Genomic DNA, 26,286 nt, shown 5'->3' with positions numbered 1-26,286 from the left:
AAGAAAAGCAGGGCAACGCGCCACCGTCCTGGTGGCGCATCTTTCTGGATGAATCCCAATGACCACAAGCGCAAAACTGGCCGTTCTCGGCAGCATCAATGCCGATCACATCCTTAACCTCGCCCACTTTCCACGTCCGGGCGAAACGGTGATCGGGAAACAGTACCAAATTGCCTTTGGCGGCAAAGGGGCCAATCAGGCGGTGGCTGCGGGTCGTGCTGGTGCAGATATTGCCTTTATTGCCTGCGTCGGCGCTGATGATATCGGCGAGCGCATTCGTCAGCAGTTGCAGCAAGACCGTATTGATACCGCACCCGTTGAAACCGTCGCTGATGAATCGACCGGTGTAGCGATGATCTTCGTGAATGGCGAAGGCGAAAATAATATCGGCATCTATTCCGGTGCCAATGCCGCGCTGACGCCAGCTCGCGTTGCGCAGCATCAGCAAGTGATTGCCGAAGCCGATGCGTTGCTGATGCAGCTGGAATCTCCGCTGGAAAGCGTTCTGGCCGCCGCGAAGATTGCTCGCGCGCAGCAGACGCAAGTGATCCTGAATCCCGCTCCGGCCACCGCGCTCTCTGATGAGCTGCTCGCGCTTATCGACATCATCACGCCAAATGAAACCGAAGCAGAAATTCTCACCGGCATTGCGGTGAAGAGCGATGAAGATGCCGCGCGTGCTGCTGCGGCATTGCATGCCAAAGGTATTGCTACCGTGTTAATTACGCTAGGTCGTCGCGGTGTGTGGCTGAGTGAGCAAGGCAACGGCGTGCGTATTCCGGGCTTCAGCGTGCAGGCCATCGATACTATCGCGGCAGGCGATACCTTCAACGGTGCGTTTATTACCGCACGTCTGGAAGGTGTGCCAATGCACGATGCCGTACGTTTCGCCCACGCCGCCGCCGCGATTGCGGTAACGCGTCCGGGCGCGCAGCCCTCAGTGCCGTGGCGCACTGAGATCGACGCCTTCCTGCAGCAACAGGGCTAAGCGCTTGGCTACCATGAAAGATGTCGCCCGCCTGGCGGGCGTCTCTACCTCCACCGTTTCACACGTCATCAATAACAATCGCTTTGTCAGCGAGCAGGTGCGTGAAAAGGTGGATCAGGCGATTCGCGAGCTTAACTATGCGCCGTCCGCGCTGGCCCGCAGCCTGAAGATCAAACAAACTCGCACCATCGGCATGCTGCTGACCGCCAGCAGTAACCCGTTCTATTCCGAAGTGGTGCGCGGCGTGGAAAACAGCTGCTACGAACGCGGCTACAGCTTGATTCTGTGTAATACCGAAGGCGATGAAGAACGCATGAATCGCAGCCTCGAGACGCTGATGCAAAAGCGCGTCGATGGTTTGTTAATGATGTGCACCGAAACCCATCTGCCTTCAGCGGAGATCCTCAATCGCTATCCGTCGGTGCCGATGGTAATGATGGACTGGGCGCCATTTGAAGGGCGCGGCGACATTATTCAGGATAATGCGCTGCTCGGTGGCGAGCTGGCAACTCAGCATCTTATCGATCGCGGCTATACGCGCATTGCTTGTATTGCCGGGCCGCAGGATAAAACGCCGGCGCGTTTGCGTCTTGAAGGTTTCCATAAAGCGATGGCGAGTAGCGGATTAGCGGTTCCGTCGGGTTATGTGGTTGATGGCGATTTTGAGTTTCAGGGCGGCTTCAACGCCATGAATCAATTGCTGACGCTGGATACGCTGCCAGAAGCGATATTCACCAGCAACGATGCGATGGCGGTTGGCGTCTATCACGCCTTGTTCCAGGCTGGATTGCGTGTGCCGCAGGATATTGCGGTGATGGGCTATGACAACATCGAGCTGGCGCGTTACCTGACGCCTCCGCTCAGCACCATCCATCAGCCGAAAGATGAGTTGGGCGAACTGGCGATTGATACCTTGATTCATCGTATGAGCGATCCCGACGCCAGTCAGCAAACGCTGGTGCTGACGCCGGAGTTGGTGGAGCGCGGTTCGGTCTAAGCCGTTTTCTTCTTTTTCTCGCGGTTGGCGATCAGATTACGGCCATCGCCCGGACGTAACATCATAAAGGTAAAGGCTGACAACACCGTGACGACGCCCATCGTCAGGAAGGTGGCGTGGAATTGTGCGACGGTTGTAGCCTCGACATCCTGATAGAAACGCAGCACTGCGGCGCTCACTGCCACACCAAAGCTGATCGACAGCTGCTGCGTTACCGCCAGTACACTGTTCCCGCCGCTGGCGTTCTCATCATTTAAATCCGCCAGCGTAATGGTGTTCATCGCGGTGAACTGCGTTGACATCGCCATCCCCAGAATCAACAGTGCCGCCAGCAACATCACCACGCTGCCTCCCGGCGATTGCAGTGAGAAGGTGGCGATCAATATGCCAATGATGATGGTGATACCAACCAGCGTATGGCGATAACCGAAGCGGCGCAGCACTTGCGTCACCGTGGATTTGGCTAGCAGCGCGCCAATCGCTGTCGGTCCCATCATGCAACCGGCAATCAGCGCGGGATAACCAAAGCCCACTTGCAACATCAGCGGCATCAGGAATGGAATGCAGCCGGTTCCCAGACGCGAAGCGATGTTGCCAAGGATGCCGACCGAGAAGGTGCGGGTTTTAAACATTGGCAGATTAATCAGCGGTGCCGGATGGCGGCGCGCGTGCACTATATAAAGAAGAAGCAATGCAATGCCGCTAAACAGCACCAGCAAAGCTTGCCATGGCAATACCACGCGCTCGCCGAACAGTTCGATGCCGACCGAGATCAACACCAGACCCAAACCAAACAGCAGGAAGCCTGAAAAGTCGAAGCGGCGTTTTGGGGTAGTGAAGTCCGGCATATATTTGCGTGCGTAAAAGATGCCGGCGATACCGATGGGAATGTTGATAAGAAATATCCAGTGCCAGCTGGCGTAGGTCACTAACAATCCGCCCAGCATCGGGCCGAGAATCGGCCCCACTAAACCCGGCATGGTAACGAAGTTCAACACCGGCAGTAGTTCACTGCGCGGATAAGCGCGTAACAGTGCCAGGCGCGCGACGGGCATCATCATCGCTCCGCCAATCCCTTGCACCACGCGCGAGACCACTAACATGCTCAGCGAGCCGGACAAGGCACAGGCCAGTGAACCGAGCGTAAATAGCGATACCGCAAGAATGAAGATTTTGCGTGTGCCGTAACGATCGGCCAACCAGCCACTCACCGGGATCAGCATTGCCACCGTTAGCGTGTAACTGATGATGGCGGATTGCATGGCTAAAGGAGAACGTTCAAGGCTGGTGGCGATAGCAGGAAGCGCAGTATTCAGGATGGTGGCATCAAGTGCTTGCATGAAAAACGCCATGGCGGCGATCCAGGGCAAGCCGGCCATACTGCGCGCGGAGCGAATCATTGAAAATCCTTCTCGAATAATTGTCAGCCTGCGACAAAGAAATTACGTTTGGTTAAAGAGAATAGCATTGGTGTTTAAGGTGATGGCGCTGATTTGTGCCGATGAAGCGGCGATTTTGACTGATTCTTCGCCGGGAAATGTCTGTTTTTAACGCGTTCGTTTAAAAAAGAGGCGCTCAGTCATTTTTTTGCAATTAACCCTTGTCACCTCCGAATAACTCCCTATAATGCGCCACCACTGAGACGGCAAAGCGGCAACGCAGACGGCTCAGCAGGGAGTGAAGAAATTCATCCCGCCGGATGAAAACGCTGAAAAAAGTGTTTGACTCCGAAGGAGAGTAGCGTAGTATACGCCACCTCGCGACAGACGGTTCAGCCGCTGTTCGCAACGCTCTTTAACAATTTATCAGACAATCTGTGTGGGCACTCGCAGGATTGATATCAGCGTCTCCGGACGTAAAAAATATCAAAGCCTCACGAGTGAACACATAATGAAATTCATTATGACGTTTTACAGATGAGCACCGCTGAACTAGTTTCAGCAAATCAAACTTAAATTGAAGAGTTTGATCATGGCTCAGATTGAACGCTGGCGGCAGGCCTAACACATGCAAGTCGAACGGTAGCACAGAGAGCTTGCTCTCGGGTGACGAGTGGCGGACGGGTGAGTAATGTCTGGGAAACTGCCCGATGGAGGGGGATAACTACTGGAAACGGTAGCTAATACCGCATAACGTCGCAAGACCAAAGTGGGGGACCTTCGGGCCTCACACCATCGGATGTGCCCAGATGGGATTAGCTAGTAGGTGGGGTAATGGCTCACCTAGGCGACGATCCCTAGCTGGTCTGAGAGGATGACCAGCCACACTGGAACTGAGACACGGTCCAGACTCCTACGGGAGGCAGCAGTGGGGAATATTGCACAATGGGCGCAAGCCTGATGCAGCCATGCCGCGTGTATGAAGAAGGCCTTCGGGTTGTAAAGTACTTTCAGCGGGGAGGAAGGCGGTGGAGTTAATAGCTTCACCGATTGACGTTACCCGCAGAAGAAGCACCGGCTAACTCCGTGCCAGCAGCCGCGGTAATACGGAGGGTGCAAGCGTTAATCGGAATTACTGGGCGTAAAGCGCACGCAGGCGGTCTGTCAAGTCGGATGTGAAATCCCCGGGCTTAACCTGGGAACTGCATTCGAAACTGGCAGGCTAGAGTCTTGTAGAGGGGGGTAGAATTCCAGGTGTAGCGGTGAAATGCGTAGAGATCTGGAGGAATACCGGTGGCGAAGGCGGCCCCCTGGACAAAGACTGACGCTCAGGTGCGAAAGCGTGGGGAGCAAACAGGATTAGATACCCTGGTAGTCCACGCCGTAAACGATGTCGACTTGGAGGTTGTTCCCTTGAGGAGTGGCTTCCGGAGCTAACGCGTTAAGTCGACCGCCTGGGGAGTACGGCCGCAAGGTTAAAACTCAAATGAATTGACGGGGGCCCGCACAAGCGGTGGAGCATGTGGTTTAATTCGATGCAACGCGAAGAACCTTACCTACTCTTGACATCCAGAGAACTTAGCAGAGATGCTTTGGTGCCTTCGGGAACTCTGAGACAGGTGCTGCATGGCTGTCGTCAGCTCGTGTTGTGAAATGTTGGGTTAAGTCCCGCAACGAGCGCAACCCTTATCCTTTGTTGCCAGCGGTTCGGCCGGGAACTCAAAGGAGACTGCCAGTGATAAACTGGAGGAAGGTGGGGATGACGTCAAGTCATCATGGCCCTTACGAGTAGGGCTACACACGTGCTACAATGGCGCATACAAAGAGAAGCGACCTCGCGAGAGCAAGCGGACCTCATAAAGTGCGTCGTAGTCCGGATCGGAGTCTGCAACTCGACTCCGTGAAGTCGGAATCGCTAGTAATCGTAGATCAGAATGCTACGGTGAATACGTTCCCGGGCCTTGTACACACCGCCCGTCACACCATGGGAGTGGGTTGCAAAAGAAGTAGGTAGCTTAACCTTCGGGAGGGCGCTTACCACTTTGTGATTCATGACTGGGGTGAAGTCGTAACAAGGTAACCGTAGGGGAACCTGCGGTTGGATCACCTCCTTACCTGAAGATACCTTCCCGCGTAGTGCTCACACAGATTGTCTGATAGAAAGTAATGAGCAAGACGGCTGCGAAGTCGTGACACTACTCGTGTCCCCTTCGTCTAGAGGCCTAGGACACCGCCCTTTCACGGCGGTAACAGGGGTTCGAATCCCCTAGGGGACGCCACTTGCTTGGTGACAGGTGAAAGGTGTCTCCACGAAGTATCTCAGACTGAGCTTACGAGCTTTGTGTGAGATATTGCTCTTTAATAATCCGGAACAAGCTGAAAATTGAAACGACGTGTTGGTTCATTTCTCCGTAATAGGAAATGAATAACAACATGTTCGAGTCTCTCAAATGCTTACAGTCTGCAGCGTTGCAAAACGCCTGTGGGTTGTGAGGTTAAGCGACTAAGCGTACACGGTGGATGCCCTGGCAGTCAGAGGCGATGAAGGACGTGCTAATCTGCGTAAAGCGTCGGTAAGGTGATATGAACCGCTACAGCCGACGATGTCCGAATGGGGAAACCCGGTGCACTCAGTGCATCATCGCAACATGAATACATAGTGTTGCGAGGCGAACCTGGGGAACTGAAACATCTAAGTACCCAGAGGAAAAGAAATCAACCGAGATTCCCCCAGTAGCGGCGAGCGAACGGGGAACAGCCCAGAACCTGAATCAGTTTGTGCGTTAGTGGAAGCGTCTGGAAAGTCGCGCGATACCGGTGATAGCCCCGTACACGAAAGTGCACATACTGTGAGTTCGAAGAGTAGGGCGGGACACGTGGTATCCTGTCTGAATATGGGGGGACCATCCTCCAAGGCTAAATACTCCTGACTGACCGATAGTGAACCAGTACCGTGAGGGAAAGGCGAAAAGAACCCCGGCGAGGGGAGTGAAACAGAACCTGAAACCGTGTACGTACAAGCAGTGGGAGCCTTGATTTATCAGGGTGACTGCGTACCTTTTGTATAATGGGTCAGCGACTTATATTCTGTAGCAAGGTTAACCGTATAGGGGAGCCGCAGGGAAACCGAGTCTTAACTGGGCGTTAAGTTGCAGGGTATAGACCCGAAACCCGGTGATCTAGCCATGGGCAGGTTGAAGGTTGGGTAACACTAACTGGAGGACCGAACCGACTAATGTTGAAAAATTAGCGGATGACTTGTGGCTGGGGGTGAAAGGCCAATCAAACCGGGAGATAGCTGGTTCTCCCCGAAAGCTATTTAGGTAGCGCCTCGTGAACTCATCTTCGGGGGTAGAGCACTGTTTCGGCTAGGGGGCCATCCCGGCTTACCAACCCGATGCAAACTGCGAATACCGAAGAATGTTATCACGGGAGACACACGGCGGGTGCTAACGTCCGTCGTGAAGAGGGAAACAACCCAGACCGCCAGCTAAGGTCCCAAAGTCATGGTTAAGTGGGAAACGATGTGGGAAGGCACAGACAGCCAGGATGTTGGCTTAGAAGCAGCCATCATTTAAAGAAAGCGTAATAGCTCACTGGTCGAGTCGGCCTGCGCGGAAGATGTAACGGGGCTAAACCATGCACCGAAGCTGCGGCAGCGACACTATGTGTTGTTGGGTAGGGGAGCGTTCTGTAAGCCGTTGAAGGTGTCCTGTGAGGGGTGCTGGAGGTATCAGAAGTGCGAATGCTGACATAAGTAACGATAAAGCGGGTGAAAAGCCCGCTCGCCGGAAGACCAAGGGTTCCTGTTCAACGTTAATCGGAGCAGGGTGAGTCGACCCCTAAGGCGAGGCTGAAAAGCGTAGTCGATGGGAAGCAGGTTAATATTCCTGCACTTGGTGTTACTGCGAAGGGGGGACGGAGAAGGCTAGGTTATCCGGGCGACGGTTGTCCCGGTTTAAGCGTGTAGGCTGATATCTTTGGTAAATCCGGGATATCTTAAGGCTGAGGCGTGACGACGAGCCACTACGGTGGTGAAGTAACTGATGCCCTGCTTCCAGGAAAAGCCTCTAAGCTCCAGGTAACACGAAATCGTACCCCAAACCGACACAGGTGGTCAGGTAGAGAATACCAAGGCGCTTGAGAGAACTCGGGTGAAGGAACTAGGCAAAATGGTGCCGTAACTTCGGGAGAAGGCACGCTGGCGCGTAGGTAGAGGGACTTGCTCCCCGAGCCGAAGCCAGTCGAAGATACCAGCTGGCTGCAACTGTTTATTAAAAACACAGCACTGTGCAAACACGAAAGTGGACGTATACGGTGTGACGCCTGCCCGGTGCCGGAAGGTTAATTGATGGGGTTATCCGCAAGGAGAAGCTCTTGATCGAAGCCCCGGTAAACGGCGGCCGTAACTATAACGGTCCTAAGGTAGCGAAATTCCTTGTCGGGTAAGTTCCGACCTGCACGAATGGCGTAATGATGGCCAGGCTGTCTCCACCCGAGACTCAGTGAAATTGAAATCGCTGTGAAGATGCAGTGTACCCGCGGCAAGACGGAAAGACCCCGTGAACCTTTACTATAGCTTGACACTGAACATTGAGCCTTGATGTGTAGGATAGGTGGGAGGCTTTGAAGCGTGGACGCCAGTCTGCGTGGAGCCAACCTTGAAATACCACCCTTTAATGTTTGATGTTCTAACGTAGGCCCGTAATCCGGGCTGCGGACAGTGTCTGGTGGGTAGTTTGACTGGGGCGGTCTCCTCCCAAAGAGTAACGGAGGAGCACGAAGGTTGGCTAATCCTGGTCGGACATCAGGAGGTTAGTGCAATGGCATAAGCCAGCTTGACTGCGAGAGTGACGGCTCGAGCAGGTGCGAAAGCAGGTCATAGTGATCCGGTGGTTCTGAATGGAAGGGCCATCGCTCAACGGATAAAAGGTACTCCGGGGATAACAGGCTGATACCGCCCAAGAGTTCATATCGACGGCGGTGTTTGGCACCTCGATGTCGGCTCATCACATCCTGGGGCTGAAGTAGGTCCCAAGGGTACGGCTGTTCGCCGTTTAAAGTGGTACGCGAGCTGGGTTTAGAACGTCGTGAGACAGTTCGGTCCCTATCTGCCGTGGGCGCTGGAGAATTGAGGGGGGTTGCTCCTAGTACGAGAGGACCGGAGTGAACGCACCACTGGTGTTCGGGTTGTCATGCCAATGGCATTGCCCGGTAGCTAAGTGCGGAAAAGATAAGTGCTGAAAGCATCTAAGCACGAAACTTGCCCCGAGATGAGTTCTCCCTGACTCCTTGAGAGTCCTGAAGGGACGTTGAAGACTACGACGTTGATAGGCCGGATGTGTAAGCGCAGCGATGCGTTGAGCTAACCGGTACTAATGACCCGTGAGGCTTAACCTTACAACGCCAGAGGCGTTTTGGTCTGAGAGACCGGATTTTCAGCTTGTTTTACGGATTAAAGATTTAGCGGAAGCGAATGTTATTCGTTTTTGCGCAGGAATTTGCCTGGCGGCTTTAGCGCGGTGGTCCCACCTGACCCCATGCCGAACTCAGAAGTGAAACGCCGTAGCGCCGATGGTAGTGTGGGGTCTCCCCATGCGAGAGTAGGGAACTGCCAGGCATCAAATAGTGAAGAAGCCCCGAACGAGAGTTCGGGGCTTTTTTACGTCTGGATATTGGCTAAACATCTACTATTTCAACGTTTCTTCAGCCACAGAGCAATAAAATCAGCAACCTGCATTGGTTGATTAATATCCAACACCGGCAAATTCAGTTCTATATCTTCATCAGTAGCGACTGCAATCACATACTGATCCAGCAAATCCTCAATCTCACCTTTAACGCCACGCCGCCAAAGTGCAATTTTGGGGACCGCCTCATCTTTAAAACCCTCTACCAGCACCAGATCCAACGTCGAGCTATCCATCTGCGAAGCTAATTGCATCAGATTTAACGGTTTATCGAGTGTTTCAACCATTAACGCCCAGCGTTGATTACTGGCGACAATCACTTGGTCCGCCCCAGCTTTGCGCAGCAAATAGCTGTCTTTCCCCGGCGTATCGATATCCATCTGATGATGTGTGTGCTTAATTAAGCCTGAGCGAATCCCCCGAGCTTTGAGCAGCGGGATAACTTGCTCGAGCAAGGTCGTTTTTCCGGTCCCGCTCCACGCGGCAATAGCCAGTAAGCGCACGCTCATAAACACTTTTCCTCATTGACGAGGTCGTCTGGCGTATTGATATTGCGGAACGCAGATTCTGGATCCGAAAACGCAACGGCATGCCCGCCATGCTCATGTAAAAACTGCATTAAGCGTCTCTCGCCGCGCAGTAGCCAGGCTTCAAGATCAACAGCGAGCGCACGATTGACCAGCGCTAAGGCTGGATGATCACGCAGGGAAGACTTCACCCACACGGCGAGCGCATCATTACGCTGCTGCCATAAACGCGCGACGAAATCATTGGGGATCCATGGCGTATCGCAAGCGCAGAAAGCGACCCATTCGGTTTCACTGCTGCGTAAACCACTGAGTATGCCAGCCAGCGGTCCGGGATAATCGGGCAATAAATCGGTAACAACCTGACAACCACTTGCCTGATAGCGATCAATGTTACGGTTAGCGCTTATCAACACAATATTGACCTGCGGCCGGAATCGCCGCAAAACGTGCTGATAAAGGGGTTCGCCCTGTAACATCAACAACCCTTTATCCTGGCCTCCCATACGGCTGCCTTGACCACCCGCGAGGATCACGCCAGTAAATGCTGTCATCTTCGTCTCCTTGCTTCATTCTGGACGATACTTACTGAGCGGCAGCGTACCATCTGCATAAAGGAATCAATGATGAAATATCACCGACTCAATGAACTGCTCGAGCTCCTGCAACCCGCATGGCAAAAGGATCCCGATCTCAACTTGCTGGCATTTTTGCAAAAACTGGCGCAGGAATCTGGTTTCAGTGGCCCATTAAGTGAATTAACCGATGATGTATTGATTTACCATCTCAAAATGCGTGATACAGACAGCCAGAGTGTCATACCCGGCCTGAAAAAGGATTATGAAGTGGATTTCAAAACCGCGCTATTACGTGCACGCGGTGTGATTAAGGATGATGAGTAATGTTATCCTTGCGCATTAATCGCAAAGGTAACACACAGGCCAAATGATGAGCGAAGCCGCCTTTAATTTCCAGACGCTGAATCCCGATGTCATCCTTGATGCACTTTGGGATGCGGGTCTGCGTGTCGAATCAGGCTTAACCGCCCTCAATAGCTATGAAAACCGCGTCTATCAGTTCAGCGATGATGATAAACGCCGCTATGTGGCTAAGTTTTATCGTCCGCAGCGCTGGAGCGCGCAACAGATCCTCGAAGAGCATCAGTTCACTCAGGATTTATTAAAGGATGAAGTGCCGGTTGCCGCGCCGATCGTTCTGCAGGGCAGTACGCTGAATCATCATGCCGGCTTCATGTACGCGGTCTTTCCCAGTTTAGGTGGACGGCAATATGAAACCGATAACGAGGATCAGATGGAATGGGTTGGCCGCTTTCTGGGTCGCATCCATCAAACCGCCAAGCAAATCCTATTTCAGCAGCGACCAACTATCGGCCTTGAAGAGTATGTGTTTCAACCGCGTCGGGAGCTAGAGCAAAGCGCGTTAGTACCGGCTTCGCTCAAAGACTTACTGCTTGCTACCGTTGATAAGCTCAGCGCGACGCTGCAGCAGCGCTGGCATAGCCAATGGCAGCCGTTAAGGTTGCATGGCGATTGCCATCCCGGCAATATTCTGTGGCGTGAAGGCCCGATGTTTGTCGATCTTGATGATGCCCGTAACGGGCCAGCAGTGCAGGATTTGTGGATGCTGGTCAATGGCGATCGTCAGGAACAGTTGATTCAATGGGACATTTTGCTGGAAGCCTATAATGAATTCGGTGATTTTGATTTACATGAATTGTCACTGATTGAACCTTTACGCGCTATGCGCATGGTTTATTATTTGGCCTGGGTGGTACGCCGCTGGCAGGATCCCGCTTTTCCGCGCGCCTTCCCCTGGATGACAGATGAGGATTTTTGGCGCCGGCAGATTGCATTATTTATCGAGCAGGAAAGGCTGCTACACGAACCGCCGTTGCAGCTTAGCCCGCAATATTAATGAAGTACTCAGGAGATTGTTTCACGATGAAAAAGATCATGTTTGCGCTGGTAGGTTTAATGCTGGCATTTGGCGCCTCAGCGGCACAGTTCAACGATGGTAAGCAGTTCGTTACTTTGCCAAAGCCAGTAGCGGGTGAGCCGCAGGTTCTGGAGTTCTTCTCCTTCTTCTGCCCACATTGCTACCAGTTCGAACGCGTTTATCACGTGAGCGATGCAGTGAAAAAGAACCTGCCGGCGGACACGAAAGTGACCAAATACCACGTTGATTTCCTTGGCGGTCAATTCGGTCCGGTTGTCACTCAGGCATGGGCTGTTGCCATGGCGCTGGGCGTAGAAAGCAAAGTTACTGCACCGATTTTCGACGGTATTCAGAAAACCCAAACCGTGACCGATGCAGCAAGCCTGAAAGAGACCTTTATTAAAGCGGCGGGTATCTCTTCAGAGGATTACGATGCAGCGTGGAACAGCTTCGCAGTAAAAGCGCTGGTTGCCCAGCAGCAGAAAGCGGCAGCAGACGTCAACCTGCAAGGTGTGCCAGCAATCTTTGTTAACGGCAAATATATGGTTAACAACGGTGGCCTGGATACCAGCTCAATGGACAACTTCGTTGCTGATTACGCCAACGTAGTGAAGTTCCTGGTAGAAAAGAAGTAATTTAGTTTTAAGAACGCCGGCACTGCCGGCGTTTTTTATTGCCTTTTTCGTGTTGCTTATACGATGTATTTATTAACCCTCCGCTTAATATCCACATGGACGATCGTCTTTTCATTAGGACGAATAAGGTCACAGTAAGTATTTAACTAACTGATATAATTTAATTTTTAATATTAAAGTAATTACAATTAACGTAAATAACAATACGTTATGATTTTTACGCACAAACTTATCCACAGATTGATCCTTGCGATCCGTGCCGCGTAACGACGAAAAAGATCCTGACTTCCCCGAGTGCATTCAACATTCTCCTCCGGTTGTGGCATCCTTATAGCCCTCATTATCGCAACGAAGAAAATACGAACCTATGGCGCAAATTGCAGAAAATCCCCTGATTCTGGTCGACGGCTCATCTTATCTGTACCGTGCATATCATGCCTTTCCGCCGCTAACGAACAGTGCAGGCGAGCCAACTGGCGCCATGTATGGTGTGCTCAATATGCTGAAGAGCCTGTTGATGCAGTATCAGCCAAGCCATGTGGCTGTGGTCTTCGATGCCAAAGGCAAAACTTTCCGCGATGAGCTCTTTGAGCACTACAAATCGCACCGTCCGCCGATGCCAGACGATCTGCGAGCGCAGATTGAGCCGCTACATGAAATGGTCAAAGCGATGGGCCTGCCGCTGTTGGCGGTCTCTGGCGTTGAGGCGGATGATGTCATCGGTACGCTGGCGCTAGAGGCGGAAAAACTCGGGCGCCCGGTGTTGATCAGCACCGGCGATAAAGATATGGCGCAGTTGGTGACGCCTGCGATCACCTTGATCAACACCATGACCAATACCGTGCTTGGTCCGGAAGAGGTCGAGCAGAAATATGGCGTGCCACCCGCGTTGATTATCGATTTCCTTGCCATGATGGGCGACAGCTCGGACAACATTCCGGGCGTGCCGGGCGTTGGTGAGAAGACCGCACAGGCGCTGCTGCAAGGCTTGGGCGGTATGCAGTCAATCTATGACAATCTCGATAAAGTGGCCGATCTCTCGTTCCGCGGCGCGAAAACCATGGCGGCGAAGCTGGAGCAAAATCGCGATGTCGCTTTCCTGTCTTATCGGCTGGCAACCATCAAAACCGACGTTGAGTTGGATCTGACGTGCGATCAGCTTGTCGTCAATGAACCCAATGTAGAAGCATTGCAAACCTTGTTTAGCCGGTATGAATTTAAGCGCTGGATCACCGATTTACAGGATGGTTCATGGCTGCAACAAGGCAAAAAGAGCAACGCGCAGGCTAAGAAAGCGCAGCTCAGTGAACCTGCTGCGCCCGCTGCCGAAGCGACCAGCGTGCTCTCTGCAGATGGCTACGTCACTATCCTCGATGAAGCGACATTTGCTGAATGGCTGAAAAAGCTGAAAAGCGCCGAGCTCTTCGCTTTCGATCTTGAGACCGACTCGTTGGATACCTTAAGCGCCAATATTGTCGGTATTGGGTTTGCCGTCGCGCCGGGTGAAGCGGCTTATCTGCCGGTCGCTCACGATTATCTGGATGCGCCAGATCAGCTGGATCGTAGCGAAGTACTGAAGCAGCTAAAACCGCTGCTGGAAGATGGCAAAGCGGCGAAGGTTGGCCAGAATCTCAAATACGATCGCGGCGTGCTGAAGAACTACGACATTGAACTGAACGGCATCAAATTCGACACCATGCTGGAATCCTATTGCCTGAACAGCGTGGGTGGAAAACACGATATGGATAGCCTGGCCGCGCGCTGGCTGAACCATAAAACGGTGACTTTCGAAGAGATCGCGGGCAAAGGCAAAAACCAGCTCACTTTTAACCAAATTGCTATCGAGCAAGCCGGTCACTATGCGGCGGAAGATGCCGATGTCACGCTGCAATTGCATCTGAAAATGTGGGATAAGCTGGAGCCGGAAGCGGGACCGAAACAGGTATTTGAAGAGATCGAAATGCCGTTGTTGAAGGTGATATCGCGTATTGAGCGCAATGGCGTGCTGATTGACCAGAATATCCTGGCGAAACACTCGCAGGAGCTGACCACGCGTGTCGCCGAGCTGGAGCTGAAAGCGCACGAGCTTGCGGGCGAACCATTTAACCTCTCTTCACCTAAACAGCTGCAAACCATTCTGTTTGAAAAGCAGGGAATCAAGCCAACCAAGAAAACGCCGGGCGGCGCGCCGTCGACCAGCGAAGAGGTGTTGGCTGAGCTGGCGCTCGATTATCCATTGCCGAAAGTGATTCTTGAACATCGTGGTTTATCAAAGTTGAAATCAACTTACACCGATAAGCTGCCACTAATGATCAATCCGGTTACCGGCCGCGTGCATACATCCTATCATCAGGCGGTAACCGCGACAGGACGACTCTCGTCAACCGATCCCAATCTGCAGAATATCCCGGTGCGCAACGAAGAAGGGCGCCGTATTCGTCAGGCGTTTATCGCCGGGCCGGGCAATCGTATTGTTGCTGCGGACTACTCACAGATTGAACTGCGCATCATGGCGCATCTGTCGCAAGACAAAGGCCTGCTGGATGCGTTTGCCCAGGGCGAAGATATTCACCGCGCCACCGCGTCAGAGGTGTTTGGTGTGGCGTTGAGCAAAGTTTCTGGTGAGCAGCGCCGCAGTGCTAAGGCGATCAACTTTGGCCTGATCTACGGAATGAGCGCATTTGGTCTCTCCCGCCAGCTGAATATCGGCGCGGGTGAGGCGAAAAAATATATGGATCTCTACTTTGAACGCTACCCGGGCGTGCTGCGTTATATGGAAGAGACGCGCGCGAAGGCGGCAGAGAAAGGCTATGTAGAAACGCTTGATGGTCGTCGCTTGTGGCTACCTGATATCACCTCCAGCAATGCCATTCGTCGTAAAGCGGCGGAGCGTGCGGCGATCAACGCCCCAATGCAAGGCACGGCGGCAGACATCATCAAACGCGCGATGATTGCGGTGGATGGCTGGCTGTTAGAGCAAAAAGACGATGCTGTGCGCATGATTATGCAGGTACACGATGAACTGGTGTTTGAGATCCGCAGCGACGCGATAGATGGCTCGATTAAGACCATCCGTGACCTGATGGAGAACAGCATGAAGCTGGATGTGCCATTGCAGGTTGAAGTCGGAACCGGCAATAACTGGGATGAGGCGCATTAATTACGCGCATTCAGCGGCACTTGCGTGTCGCTGACATCATCATAAGAAAAAAGTTTACTTAATCGGTTCAGCAACTCGACAAAGCGGTCTATTAAATGCGCGTTTTGTAACTGCTTATCGGCTAAGCATTTTTTTAGTAATTAAACTACATCGCACATGTGAAAGTGTGATGAACTTAGTAAAAAAGATGTCGAATCCTGAAACTTAACAACAAAAAACCCTTTGTAGGGCGCGGAAAATCAGGTAGAGTTTGTCGCGTAGGGTACAGAGGTAAGATGTTCTATCTTTCAGACCTTTTACTTCACGTAATCGGATTTGGCTGAATATTTAGCCGCCCCAGTCATTTATGACTGGGGCGTTTTTTATTGGGCTTTTTCGCAAAAGCCGCACCAAAATTACTCTGCTGTTTCTTCGCCGTCGCCTTCTTGAGCAGGCTCCAGTTCGCTAAACCAGCTGTCCAGCTTCTTACGCACAATATCAACGCCCATCTTCTTCAATGACGAGAACATTTCTACCTGCACATCACCGTTAAAGGCCAGCGATGCTTCGCGTACCATCGTCAGTTGTGCTTTACGCGCGCCTGATGCCAGCTTGTCGGCTTTGGTCAGCAAGACCAGCACGGGAATCTGGCTCTGTACAGCCCATTCAATCATGTTCTGATCGAGGTCTTTCAGCGGATGGCGAATATCCATCAATACCACCAAGCCTTTCAATGCCTGGCGTTTCTGTAAATATTCCGCCAGAGACTTTTGCCATTTGCGCTTCATCTCTTCCGGAACCTGGGCATAGCCATAACCGGGTAAATCGACCAGACATTTACCTTCAACCACTTCAAACAGGTTGATCAGCTGAGTACGACCTGGCGTTTTACTGGTACGTGCCAGACCCTTTTGGTTGGTGATGGTGTTCAGCGCGCTGGATTTGCCTGCATTCGAGCGCCCGGCAAAAGCAACTTCAATACCCACATCCGCCGGTAAATGGCGAATATCCGGGGCGCTGAGCATGAAATGGGTCATGTGATAGTTCAAAGCAGACAAAGTGAAACTCCAGCAAAATGAATCGGGCAATTGGGCTGATTATACCTGTAATGGCGCAAAAGTGCCCGATAGCGTCTAAACGCGTCATTTTGTAAGAGATCTATGATTTTTACTGCCAGTGATTACCGCTTCATGGAATATTAACAATCATTTTATGCATTTAATTTCAATGGCTTGAGATGTTTGTAGGAAATGCCACTCTAAAATAGAGACAAGTCTCACTTGTTCATTTTACCTATTAGTCTACATTTGTTGTCAGTGCACGGCAGCACCCATCAGGATGATGAGCTCAGGAGTGTCGGGGATGACCAAGAGCATGGCGGGAAGCGATTCAGGCAGGAATCGGACAAGGACAGGGAATAATCGCAGGAGCGATGTGGCGATGGAGCAACCGGGACGTTGTGAGCCGTAAAGGATTTATTCAGTGTTTCCTTCGTATGAAGGTGCGATAAAAGGCGATAGCATAGGCTATCGCCTTTTTTCTTTGCTTACTTTCTGCTAGATTTCGCCGCAATTCTATACTGAACTCACAAAGCACCGCCGAGACCGGACACCATGAAGCAACCTGCATCAGCCCCGCGTGGCAAACCTGCTGCGAAAGCCAAACGCAAATCGCGTGAAGATCTTAATCAGGAAGCGCGCGATCGCAAACGCGATAAAAAGCATAGCGGCCATAAATCTGGCAGCCGTGCCAATCCGGAAACGCAAACCGCTGGCAAAGGTCAGGGTAAAAAAGCTCAGGATCCACGCCTGGGCAGCAAAACGCCGATCGCATTAGTCGCTGATGGTAAAACCCAGCCGGCGAAAAAGCCTGAAGCGAAACCAAAGCCAAAAGTGGAAAAAGTCCGCCTGACGCCGCAAGAAGAGCTGGCGAAGTTGGAAAATGACGAACGTCTGGATACGCTGCTGGATCGCCTGGAAAACGGTGAAACCCTGAGTGGCGAAGATCAGGCCTGGCTGGATCAAACCTTAGACCGCATTGACGAGCTAATGGAAACGCTGGGCATCGCGCTGGATGACGAAGCGGAAGATGAGCAGGCCGAAGAAGATATGATGCGCCTGCTCAAAGGCAATTAAGGCCAATCTTGATCGGCATGCGTTTTCGCGCATGCCGCGCTAAACAGGTATTCACCTATGTTTTGGCCTGGATCAATTTTCGCGCTGCTACTGACATGTTATCTGCTCTGGTTATTGTTTAAACTACGCCGCCTGTCGCGTCTGAAGTCGCGTTTACGTCGGCGTTCAGCCCATCGCTTCGTCCACTCTTCTGCTACGCGACCCTCTCTCAGACGACGTCACCGTAAGGAGTGAGCATGTCATCGCAGCAGATTGATTGGGATCAGCGCCTCATCGAAAAATACAATTACGCTGGCCCACGCTATACCTCTTATCCCACCGCGCTTGAGTTTAGTGAGAACTTTGGCGAGGCAGATTTTCAGCACGCCGTGCAGCGCTATCCCGATCGTCCTCTATCGCTGTATGTGCATATTCCGTTTTGCCATCGTCTTTGCTACTTCTGCGGCTGCAATAAAATCGTGACGCGCCAGCTGCATAAAGCCGATCGCTACCTCGATGTACTGGAGCAGGAAATCCGCCAGCGTGCGCCCTTGTTTGCGGGGCGCAGCGTCACTCAACTGCATTGGGGCGGCGGTACGCCGACATTCCTCAACCAGCAGCAGGTGAGCCGGCTGGTGGCGCTGCTACGCGATCATTTTACCATTGCCGATGATGTCGAAATGTCGATCGAGGTTGATCCGCGTGAAATCGAACTGGAGATGATCGATCATCTGCGCGCGGAAGGTTTTAATCGTCTGAGCATGGGCGTGCAGGACTTTAATAAAGCGGTGCAGGAGCGCGTGAATCGTGTGCAGGATGAAGAAACCATCTTTGCGCTGGTGCAGCGTGCGCGTGAGCGGGGCTTCCGTTCGGTTAGCCTCGATCTGATTTATGGCTTGCCGCTGCAGACGCCGGAAAGCTTCGCCTTCACTTTACAGCGCGTTATTGCAATCAATCCCGATCGCCTCAGCGTCTTCAACTATGCGCACATGCCAGCGCTGTTCGCTGCGCAGCGCAAGATTAAAGATGACGAGCTGCCAGGCGCCGCACAGAAACTGCAAATCCTGCAGCAAACCATCGCCACCTTAACCGGCGAAGGTTACCAGTTTATCGGCATGGATCATTTCGCGCGTCCGGATGATGAACTGGCGGTGGCACAACGCGCCGGCGAACTGCATCGTAATTTTCAGGGCTACACCACGCAGGGCGAAACCGATTTGCTCGGTTTGGGCGTGTCGGCCATCAGTATGCTGGGCGACAGCTATGCGCAAAATCACAAAGAGTTGAAAGCCTATTACGCAGATGTCGAGCAGCGCGGCAATGCGCTGTGGCGCGGGCTCACGTTGAGTGACGATGATGGTTTGCGCCGCGATGTGATTAAAGCCTTAATCTGCAATTTCGCACTGGATTTTACCGCGATAGAAGCGCAATACCCGATTGAGTTTGAACGTTATTTTGCCGAGGATTTAGCGCTGTTAGCGCCGCTGGTGGCGGATGGATTAGTGGAGCAGCGCGGTCGCAGCCTGCACGTTACTGGCGTCGGCCGTTTGCTGATTCGAAACATCTGTATGTGCTTCGATGTGTATATGCGCCAAAAGGTGCGCATGCAGCAGTTCTCGCGAGTGATATAAAAAAGGGGAGCCCATTCGCTCCCCTGTATTAACACGCACAACGTGCGCGTTATTCCATTCCCAGCTCTTTCAACTTACGCGTCAAGGTATTACGTCCCCAGCCGAGCAAGCGTGCCGCTTCCTGTTTGTGCCCTTGCGTGTGACGCAGCGCTGTGGTGAGCAGCGTGCGCTCCATCTCCGGCTGTGCTTCCGACAACAGGTTTTGATGACCGGAACGCAAGGCGCGATCTGCCCACTGCGCCAGCAGCGTAGCCCAGCTGTCCGGCAACGACTGCACCGGATTGTCTGGTGTGCTGGATTCAAACAGTTCAGGCGGCAGATCCTGAATCAATACTTCCTGGCCAGCTGCCATCACCGTCAACCAGCGACAGGTATTTTCCAGCTGGCGCACGTTACCGGACCAATGCAGACGCGTCAGCGCGGTTTCAGTTTCCGGATGCAAAATCTTCGCTTCCACGCCTAACTCACGCGCAGCGACCTGCAGGAAGTAACGCGCCAGGCGCGGAATATCTTCGCGGCGTTCACGCAGCGGCGGCAGATGAACGCGAATCACGTTAAGACGATGGAACAAGTCTTCACGGAATTTGCCTTCCTGCACGCGCAGCTCAAGATTTTGGTGGGTTGCCGCGATGATACGCACATCCACTTTCACCGGCGCATAGCCGCCAACGCGATAAAACTGGCCATCGGCCAAAACGCGCAATAAGCGGGTTTGCACATCAAGCGGCATATCACCAATTTCATCGAGGAACAGCGTGCCGCCATCGGCTTGCTCAAAACGTCCCTGACGAATCTGGTTAGCACCGGTAAATGCGCCTTTCTCGTGACCAAACAGCTCTGATTCAATCAAATCTTTGGGTATCGCCGCCATGTTCAGCGCGATAAAAGGGGACTTCGCACGCGGACTATGACGATGCAGCGCATGTGCCACCAACTCTTTACCGGTACCGGATTCACCGTTGATCAGCACGCTAATTGAGGAGCGTGAAAGACGACCAATGATGCGGAACACATCCTGCATGGCCGGCGCTTCGCCGATAATGTCGGTGGTCGGGCCGCTGACGGGCTGATTACGCGGCTGCTGCTGTTCCTGATAATGGCTAATCGCACGCTCAACCAGCGCCACCGCTTCATCAATATCAAACGGCTTTGGCAGGTAATCAAACGCACCTTGCTGATAAGCGCTGACGGCGGCATCCAGATCGGAGTGCGCGGTCATAATGATGACCGGCAGCATCGGATGGCGCTGCTTAATCTGTTTCAGCAGCGCAAGTCCATCCATGCCAGGCATACGAATGTCTGACAATAATACGTCTGGGGTTTTGCTTGCGAGCGCGTCCAATACCTCGTTAGCGCTGTCAAAGGTTGCACAGCTCAAACCGGCTCCAGTGAGTGCCCTTTCAAGCACCCAGCGGATGGAGCTATCGTCATCGACGATCCAGACTATCCCTCGTTGCATAGAAACCTCACTGGCGAATAGGCAGGTAAACCGAGAATTCGGTGTGTCCTGGCCAACTGTTAAATTCTATTTTCCCTGAATGCTGATCGATCAGGCTACGGGCGATGGACAGACCTAAACCGGTGCCGCCTTCGCGTCCGCTAACCATCGGATAGAACAGGGTGTCTTGTAGCTGGGCCGGAATCCCTGGGCCATCATCTTCAATATCAATACGTGCAACTAAACGGTAACGCGTGCCGTGCAGCGTGAGCTGGAAGGCAGTACGCGTGCGAATCACAATGGTGCCGCCTTCATCGCCTAAAGCTTGCAGGGCGTTACGCACCACATTCAACAGCACCTGTTCAATCTGGTCGGGATCGTGCGGCAGTTCCGGCAGGCTTGGATCGTAATCACGCACCAGCGAGACGTTATCCGGCAACTCCATCGACACCAGATTCACCACGCGCTCGGCGACCTGATGAATGCTTTGCGTTACGTGCAAGCCCGGCTGTTGCGGGCCGAGCAGGCGATCGACCAGATTACGCAGTCGGTCGGCTTGCTCAATGATGATGCGCGTATATTCATGCAGGGAAGGATCGGGTAACGCGCGAGTCAGCAACTGCGCGGCGCCACGTAATCCTCCCAGCGGGTTTTTGATTTCATGCGCCAAACCGCGCACTAAATCGCGGGCAGCGACCTGCTGAGCATGCTGAATTTGTTCCTGGCTGAGACGACGTTGATTATCCATCGGCGCCATTTCCAGCAGAATAAAGCCATCCGGTAAGCGCTGTGCCGTGAGCGACATAATGTGCGCGCGGCCATCAACCACCAACGTGACTTCGCTATCGGTAAAGCCCTGGCCAGCTCCGAGACTCTCGCTCATCACCTCAATATTCAGCGAAAAATAGCCGGTTAATTCCGGTAATGGCGTGCCGAACAATTTACGTGAGCTTTGCGCCAGTAATTGCTGAGCCGCCGGATTGGCGTAATGGATAACTAAATCGTTATCGACCAGCAAAATACTGTTGATCAGGGAGTTGAGAATCTGCCCCGCGTCGGGCAGCGTGCCAGTTGCCATACAGCGTTCCTCTGCACTAATTTAGTGCATTATAGCCTTTCAGGACGGAAATCTGTGCTTCGAACCATGAATGCGCGGAGAAAAAAGCCCATCCGGAGATGGGCTAAAGTTTCCACGGCAATATAAAATCTTCGGCGTCTTTTACACCGCCGCTGCGTTGGCTGCACTCGTTCACCCGAGTCACTGAGTTATCTCAGCTCCCCGGGATTCTCTCGATTGCCGCCTTGCGGCGATGCAAAATCCGCGAATCTTTAATGCTGATTAAACGCTGTAGTACAGTTCGAACTCAACTGGGTGCGGAGTCATACGCACGCGGTCAACGTCTGGCTTACGCAGTTCGATGTATGCATCGATAGCGTCATCAGTGAACACGCCGCCACGGGTCAGGAACTCGCGGTCTTCGTTCAGTGCGTTCAGTGCTTCTTCCAGAGAACCTGCAACTTTTGGAATCTCAGCTTCTTCTTCCGGAGGCAGGTCATACAGGTTTTTGTCCATCGCATCGCCAGGGTGGATCTTGTTGATAACGCCATCAAGACCGGCCATCAGCAGCGCGGTGAATGCCAGGTATGGGTTAGCCGCTGGATCCGGGAAGCGTGCTTCGATACGACGTGCTTTCGGGCTAGCAACCACTGGAATACGGATAGAAGCAGAACGGTTACGGGCAGAGTAAGCCAGCATAACGGGTGCTTCGTAGCCTGGAACCAGACGCTTGTATGAGTTGGTGGTTGGGTTCGCCAGGGCATTGATCGCTTTAGCGTGCTTGATGATACCGCCGATGTAGAACAGAGCAGTTTCGGACAGGCCGCCGTACTTGTCGCCAGAGAACAGGTTCACGCCGCCTTTTGACAGGGACATGTGGCAGTGCATACCAGAACCGTTATCGCCGAACATTGGCTTAGGCATGAAGGTTGCAGTTTTGCCGTACGCGTGAGCAACGTTGTGCACCACGTATTTGTAGATCTGAATTTCGTCAGCTTTTTTGGTCATGGTGTTGAAGCGGGTTGCCACTTCGTTCTGACCAGCAGTTGCTACTTCGTGGTGATGTGCTTCAACCACCAGACCCATCTGCTCCATGGTCAGACACATGGCAGAACGGATGTCCTGTGCTGAGTCAACCGGTGGCACTGGGAAGTAACCGCCTTTCAGACCTGGACGGTGACCTTTGTTACCGCCTTCGTACTCTTTACCGGTGTTCCATGCTGCTTCGATATCGTCGATAGCAACGTGTGAACCTGAAGTAGAAGAACCGAAACGGATGTCATCGAACAGGAAGAACTCTGGCTCTGGTCCAAACAGCACGGTATCCGCGATGCCTGAAGAACGCAGGAACTCTTCTGCACGCTTAGCAATGGAGCGTGGGTCACGGTCGTAGCCCTGCAGTGTGCCTGGCTCAAGGATGTCGCAACGGATGATCAGGGTCGAGTCTTCGAAGAACGGATCCATTACTGCAGTGGTTGCATCCGGCATCAGCACCATGTCTGATTCGTTAATGCCTTTCCAGCCACCGATGGAGGAGCCATCGAACATTTTGCCTTCTTCGAAGAAGTCAGCGTTAACCTGGTGAGCAGGGATAGTAACGTGCTGTTCTTTACCTTTGGTATCGGTAAAACGCAGGTCAACAAACTTAACTTCATGCTCGTTCATCATCGAGAGAACGTGTTCAGCGGACATACTCAACTCTCCTGGAAATGGTCATTATCGTCATGGTGAGAGAACTTCGTTGCCGGGAATGTGTCACGACTGCTGACCATTCCTAACCAAAGATCTCGGCAAGCTCTATCAACCGTTTTATAACTGTCGTTTTCGCTTAAAATATATAAAGCGAATTCTGTGCCAACTTTATGACAATGGTGAAAATGGCGCTACAATGCGCCCTTTCGTGAGTCGAAGGCTGCACCAGGATGGATTGCATGCATCGTTATGGTGCGCCACAGGTGAAGTTAAGCACTAAATTGGTGCAAATTGCCATCGCAGTGCAGATTAATGCACCGTAAACGGTGCTAAAAACCAGCGCTACGAGAAACTTTCGGCGAAATCTGTGATCATGTTCAGTCTTCCGCTTAATCCGTGTACAATACCGCGTTATTTCTATAATGCCTGAGGCAAAGCTGTGATCGAAAATTTGCGTAACATCGCCATCATCGCGCACGTTGACCATGGTAAGACCACCCTGGTTGACAAGCTGCTCCAACAGTCCGGTACTTTTGATGCTCGTACCGAAGCGACTGAGCGCGTAATGGACTCCAACGATTTGGAGAAAGAGCGTGGGATTACCATCCTCGCAAAAAACACCGCCATCAAATGGAATGACTACCGTATCAACATCGTTGATACCCCAGGACACGCCGACTTCGGTGGTGAAGTGGAGCGCGTCATGTCCATGGTGGATTCGGTGCTGCTGGTTGTAGATGCGATGGATGGCCCTATGCCGCAAACCCGCTTCGTAACCAAGAAAGCATTTGCTCATGGTTTGAAGCCGATTGTGGTTATCAACAAAGTTGACCGTCCGGGCGCGCGTCCTGATTGGGTTGTTGATCAGGTATTTGACCTGTTCGTTAACCTGGATGCGACTGACGAGCAGCTGGACTTCCCGATCATCTTCGCTTCGGCGCTGAATGGTATCGCGGGTCTGGAACACACCGACATGGCTGACGACATGACCCCGCTGTATCAGGCGATCGTTGACCACGTTTCTCCACCCCAGGTTGAAGTTGAAGCGCCACTGCAGATGCAAATCTCGCAGCTGGACTACAACAACTATCTGGGCGTGATCGGCATCGGCCGCATCAAGCGCGGTACCGTGAAGCCGAACCAGCAAGTCACTATCATTGATAGCGAAGGCAAAACCCGTAACGGTAAAGTCGGTAAAGTGTTGGGCCACCTTGGTCTGGAGCGTATCGAAAGCACCCTGGCGGAAGCGGGCGACATCATCGCGATCACCGGTCTGGGCGAGCTGAACATCTCTGACACCATCTGCGACACGCAGAATGTGGAAGCGTTGCCAGCCCTGAGCGTCGACGAACCAACTGTAACCATGTTCTTCAACGTGAACACCTCACCGTTCTGCGGTAAAGAAGGTAAGTTCGTGACTTCGCGCCAGATTCTGGAGCGTTTGAACAAAGAGCTGGTACACAACGTGGCACTGCGCGTTGAAGAAACCGAAGATTCGGATGCGTTCCGCGTTTCTGGTCGTGGTGAGCTGCACTTGTCGGTTCTGATCGAGAACATGCGTCGTGAAGGTTTCGAGCTGGCGGTATCCCGTCCGAAAGTAATCTTCCGTGAGCACGAAGGCCGTAAGCAGGAGCCATTCGAAAACGTGACCCTCGACATCGAAGAAACCCATCAGGGTTCTGTGATGCAAGCGATGGGTGAGCGTAAAGGCGACCTGAAAAACATGGATCCAGATGGCAAAGGCCGTGTACGTCTTGACTACATGATCCCAAGCCGTGGTCTGATCGGCTTCCGTAACGAATTCATGACCATGACTTCAGGTACCGGTCTGCTGTACTCCACCTTCAGCCACTATGACGACGTTCGTCCAGGCGAAGTGGGCCAGCGTCAGAACGGCGTGCTGATCTCAAACGGTCAGGGTAAAGCAGTCGCGTTCGCCCTGTTCGGTCTGCAGGATCGCGGTAAGCTGTTCCTGGGTCACGGTGCGGAAGTATATGAAGGCCAGATCATCGGTATTCACAGCCGTTCTAACGACCTGACAGTAAACTGCCTGACCGGTAAGAAACTGACCAACATGCGTGCGTCAGGTACTGACGAAGCCACCACTCTGGTTCCACCGCAGAAAATGACGCTGGAACAGGCTATCGAGTTCATTGATGATGACGAACTGGTAGAAGTGACTCCGTTGTCAGTCCGTATTCGTAAACGTCACCTGACCGAGAACGATCGTAAGCGTTCTTCTCGCGGCAGCAAAGAGTAAGCGAAACAGTCTGATATTGAGCCCCGCACTTGCGGGGCTTTTTTATGCCTGCAACCCGCTGCAACGCTCGCTTAATGAAGTTTGGCTCCGCTTCCAGATTACTGATTTCCCACCTTTCGTCCCTGTTCAGCTCCCACTTTTGCCGCTAAAGTGAATGATCCAGGGAACGAAAAGGAGAGGCGTCATGCTGTACATCTTTGATTTAGGCAATGTGATTGTTGATATCGATTTCAATCGTGTGCTCGGCGTCTGGAGCGATTTGGGGCGCGTGCCGTTATCCACGCTGCAAAGTCGTTTCCGCATGGATGAGGCTTTTGAGCAACACGAACGCGGTGAAATCAGCGATCCGGAATTTGCTGCACGTATCTGCGACCAGCTGGATATCGCGCTGAGCTATCCGCAATTCACCGCTGGCTGGCAGGCGGTCTTTGTCGGCGTGCGTCCGGAAACGCTGGCGATCATGAACAAACTGCGTGCCAATGGCGAGCGCGTAGTGATCCTGTCCAATACCAATCAGCTGCACTTTGAGTTCTGGCCAACCCAATATCCCGATGTTCAACAGGCTGCCGATCATCTTTATATGTCGCAGGATATTGGCATGCGTAAGCCGGAGGCGCGCATCTATAACTATGTGCTGCAGCACGAAGGTTATCAGGCCAATCAGGCGGTGTTTTTCGATGATAACCAGGCCAATATCGACGCTGCGCGCGCGCTTGGCATTGAAAGCGTGCTGGTAGTTGATGAAAAAACCGTGCCGGACTGGTTTGCGGGTCGTCTCTGAGT

Annotated in this window: 18 protein-coding genes, 1 tRNA gene and 3 rRNA genes; 15 read left to right on the top strand and 7 right to left on the bottom strand. The window is 52.7% G+C overall.

From position 1 onward, the window contains the following. Nucleotides 1-58 precede the first annotated feature (58 nt). Together rbsK and rbsR are read left to right on the top strand one after the other, a co-directional pair. Nucleotides 59-988 carry a ribokinase gene (gene rbsK / locus NR302_RS19455; protein WP_258144220.1) on the top strand — a complete coding sequence of 310 codons (930 nt, stop codon included), beginning with the start codon at nt 59-61 and terminating at the stop codon, nt 986-988. 4 nt (nt 989-992) lie between these two features. Next, nucleotides 993-1,985, top strand: coding sequence for a ribose operon transcriptional repressor RbsR (gene rbsR / locus NR302_RS19450; RefSeq protein ID WP_374990633.1), 993 nt, complete (start codon nt 993-995; stop codon nt 1,983-1,985). On the opposite strand, the gene mdtD is transcribed toward rbsR, so the two are convergent. Next, complete coding sequence (gene mdtD / locus NR302_RS19445; RefSeq protein ID WP_154156969.1) at nt 1,982-3,385, bottom strand: multidrug transporter subunit MdtD; 1,404 nt, start codon at nt 3,383-3,385, stop codon at nt 1,982-1,984. The genes rbsR and mdtD overlap by 4 nt on opposite strands. Here mdtD and NR302_RS19440 point away from each other — a divergent pair. The 5 genes from NR302_RS19440 to rrf all read left to right on the top strand — a co-directional run bounded on the left by NR302_RS19440 (nt 3,324) and on the right by rrf (nt 8,984). After that, a complete protein-coding gene (locus tag NR302_RS19440) occupies nt 3,324-3,536 on the top strand; it encodes a hypothetical protein (RefSeq protein ID WP_258145229.1) in 213 nt (70 codons plus the stop codon). The two genes, mdtD and NR302_RS19440, sit on opposite strands and share 62 nt — an antisense overlap. Before the next feature lie 402 nt (nt 3,537-3,938). After that, nucleotides 3,939-5,478, top strand: a 16S ribosomal RNA gene (locus NR302_RS19435). 89 nt (nt 5,479-5,567) lie between these two features. Beyond that, a tRNA-Glu gene (locus tag NR302_RS19430) sits at nt 5,568-5,643 on the top strand. Between the two features lie 214 nt (nt 5,644-5,857). Beyond that, nucleotides 5,858-8,764: ribosomal RNA gene (locus NR302_RS19425) — 23S ribosomal RNA — on the top strand. A 104-nt stretch (nt 8,765-8,868) separates the two neighbouring features. After that, nucleotides 8,869-8,984, top strand: a 5S ribosomal RNA gene (gene rrf, locus NR302_RS19420). The 16S, 23S and 5S rRNA genes sit together here with 1 tRNA gene alongside, the layout of an rRNA operon. Before the next feature lie 75 nt (nt 8,985-9,059). Here rrf and mobB read toward each other — a convergent pair. Together mobB and mobA are read right to left on the bottom strand one after the other, a co-directional pair. Continuing rightward, nucleotides 9,060-9,563: a molybdopterin-guanine dinucleotide biosynthesis protein MobB gene (mobB, locus tag NR302_RS19415; protein ID WP_258144219.1), complete on the bottom strand. Its 504-nt coding sequence runs from the start codon at nt 9,561-9,563 to the stop codon at nt 9,060-9,062. After that, a complete protein-coding gene (mobA, locus tag NR302_RS19410) occupies nt 9,560-10,135 on the bottom strand; it encodes a molybdenum cofactor guanylyltransferase MobA (RefSeq protein ID WP_258144218.1) in 576 nt (191 codons plus the stop codon). Before mobA ends, mobB begins: the two co-directional genes overlap by 4 nt. A gap of 72 nt (nt 10,136-10,207) precedes the next feature. Here mobA and NR302_RS19405 point away from each other — a divergent pair, with 72 nt between their 5' ends. The 4 genes from NR302_RS19405 (at nt 10,208) to polA (ending at nt 15,332) form a co-directional block, all read left to right on the top strand. Beyond that, nucleotides 10,208-10,483, top strand: coding sequence for a YihD family protein (locus NR302_RS19405; RefSeq protein WP_061720519.1), 276 nt, complete (start codon nt 10,208-10,210; stop codon nt 10,481-10,483). Nucleotides 10,484-10,529: 46 nt separating this feature from the next. Continuing rightward, a complete protein-coding gene (locus tag NR302_RS19400) occupies nt 10,530-11,516 on the top strand; it encodes a serine/threonine protein kinase (RefSeq protein WP_258145223.1) in 987 nt (328 codons plus the stop codon). A 26-nt stretch (nt 11,517-11,542) separates the two neighbouring features. Then, the gene (gene dsbA, locus NR302_RS19395; RefSeq protein ID WP_008109808.1) at nt 11,543-12,172 is read left to right on the top strand and encodes a thiol:disulfide interchange protein DsbA; all 630 of its coding nucleotides are present in this window, start codon (nt 11,543-11,545) and stop codon (nt 12,170-12,172) included. Nucleotides 12,173-12,539: 367 nt separating this feature from the next. Next, a complete protein-coding gene (gene polA, locus NR302_RS19390; RefSeq protein ID WP_258144217.1) occupies nt 12,540-15,332 on the top strand; it encodes a DNA polymerase I in 2,793 nt (930 codons plus the stop codon). A gap of 395 nt (nt 15,333-15,727) precedes the next feature. On the opposite strand, the gene yihA is transcribed toward polA, so the two are convergent. Continuing rightward, nucleotides 15,728-16,369, bottom strand: coding sequence for a ribosome biogenesis GTP-binding protein YihA/YsxC (yihA, locus tag NR302_RS19385; protein ID WP_008109805.1), 642 nt, complete (start codon nt 16,367-16,369; stop codon nt 15,728-15,730). A 555-nt stretch (nt 16,370-16,924) separates the two neighbouring features. On the opposite strand from yihA, the gene yihI reads away from it, so the two are divergent. Further along, the gene (yihI, locus tag NR302_RS19380) at nt 16,925-17,446 is read left to right on the top strand and encodes a Der GTPase-activating protein YihI (RefSeq protein WP_258144216.1); all 522 of its coding nucleotides are present in this window, start codon (nt 16,925-16,927) and stop codon (nt 17,444-17,446) included. Between the two features lie 236 nt (nt 17,447-17,682). After that, the gene (gene hemN / locus NR302_RS19375; protein ID WP_258144215.1) at nt 17,683-19,056 is read left to right on the top strand and encodes an oxygen-independent coproporphyrinogen III oxidase; all 1,374 of its coding nucleotides are present in this window, start codon (nt 17,683-17,685) and stop codon (nt 19,054-19,056) included. Between the two features lie 49 nt (nt 19,057-19,105). Here hemN and glnG read toward each other — a convergent pair whose 3' ends face one another. The 3 genes from glnG to glnA form a co-directional block, all read right to left on the bottom strand. Beyond that, nucleotides 19,106-20,515, bottom strand: a complete 1,410-nt coding sequence (glnG, locus tag NR302_RS19370; protein ID WP_008109800.1) for a nitrogen regulation protein NR(I) — start codon at nt 20,513-20,515, stop codon at nt 19,106-19,108. A 7-nt stretch (nt 20,516-20,522) separates the two neighbouring features. Continuing rightward, nucleotides 20,523-21,572, bottom strand: coding sequence for a nitrogen regulation protein NR(II) (gene glnL, locus NR302_RS19365; RefSeq protein WP_008109798.1), 1,050 nt, complete (start codon nt 21,570-21,572; stop codon nt 20,523-20,525). Between the two features lie 261 nt (nt 21,573-21,833). Continuing rightward, nucleotides 21,834-23,243 (bottom strand): glutamate--ammonia ligase, encoded by a 1,410-nt coding sequence (gene glnA, locus NR302_RS19360; RefSeq protein WP_008109796.1) that lies wholly within the window; start codon nt 23,241-23,243, stop codon nt 21,834-21,836. 439 nt (nt 23,244-23,682) lie between these two features. Between glnA and typA the strand changes: the two genes are divergently transcribed. Beyond that, nucleotides 23,683-25,503 (top strand): ribosome-dependent GTPase TypA, encoded by a 1,821-nt coding sequence (gene typA, locus NR302_RS19355; RefSeq protein ID WP_008109794.1) that lies wholly within the window; start codon nt 23,683-23,685, stop codon nt 25,501-25,503. Nucleotides 25,504-25,687: 184 nt separating this feature from the next. Continuing rightward, nucleotides 25,688-26,284 (top strand): glucose-1-phosphatase, encoded by a 597-nt coding sequence (gene yihX / locus NR302_RS19350; RefSeq protein ID WP_258144214.1) that lies wholly within the window; start codon nt 25,688-25,690, stop codon nt 26,282-26,284. Nucleotides 26,285-26,286: the final 2 nt, after the last annotated feature.

The organism is Pantoea sp. SOD02, assembly GCF_024707505.1.
GTDB lineage: Bacteria > Pseudomonadota > Gammaproteobacteria > Enterobacterales > Enterobacteriaceae > Pantoea > Pantoea symbiotica.
Note: the sequence above shows the minus strand (reverse complement) of the source record. Positions and strands in the feature narration are given on the sequence as shown.